Raw genomic sequence first — 754 nt, forward strand, 5'->3', positions numbered from 1 at the left:
CCGGCAGGCCAACGCGTGGCGGGCGGCCATGAGCTTGGTACCGCGGGGTGAAGTCTGGGTGATCCCGATGTGGGCGGCGTGACGCAGGGTCCGGGTGTGGTCTGCCAGCGCCTTTGGGTCGATCGCGGTGCCGGTGGTGGCAGCGTCGACAGCGAGGCGGTGCAGGGCAACCAGGGCGTCGGCGGCCTGGGTGGCCCAGCACCAGACACCGGCCGGGGCGGCGTCGCTCACGGCCTGCAGCTCACGCAGCACGTGGGCGACACACAGCTGGTGGGTGGCGGAGGTGTAGGTGTCGTACGGCGCCCAGGCGTCGTGGACCACGACCCCGGTGAAGCCGGTCAGCACCCCGAGGGCGTCGATCCCGGCGGTCCCACGCTTCGGATGGCAGTCGATCAGCGTGTATTTCCCGGTGCGGGCGCAGTGCACCCAGTGCAACCGCCCGGCGACCCGTAGCCCGGTCTCGTCCGCACCGACCACGGTGGCACCGGCGAGCAGGTCACGGATGGCGGTCAGAAAACCGGCCAGGTCGGCGGCGGCGCGGGCGGTCATCGCCGCGACCGTGCCCGCGGACAGGGGGATCCCGACCAGCTCGGCGAGCGCGGTCGCGGTCCGGTCCTTCGACAGGAACTGCCCGGAATACAGGTAGACCGCCGCCGCACTCACCCGCGGCCCGTACTGGGTTGGGGCATCCACCCCCGCCGGTGCGGTCGCCTTCGTCCGTGTCCCGCAGCCGCACTCCCGCTCGACGAGCTGA

1 protein-coding gene is annotated in these 754 nt (G+C 72.7%); it reads right to left on the reverse strand.

What is annotated here, in order from left to right; all coding sequences use genetic code 11:
* On the reverse strand, positions 1–693 hold a 693-nt coding region (locus AB1460_RS37990), incomplete at its 3' end, for an IS66 family transposase (protein WP_368967437.1).
* Positions 694–754: the final 61 nt, after the last annotated feature.

The sequence above is a fragment of the Parafrankia sp. FMc2 genome (assembly GCF_041008525.1).
In the GTDB taxonomy this organism is placed as follows: Bacteria; Actinomycetota; Actinomycetes; order Frankiales; family Frankiaceae; genus Parafrankia.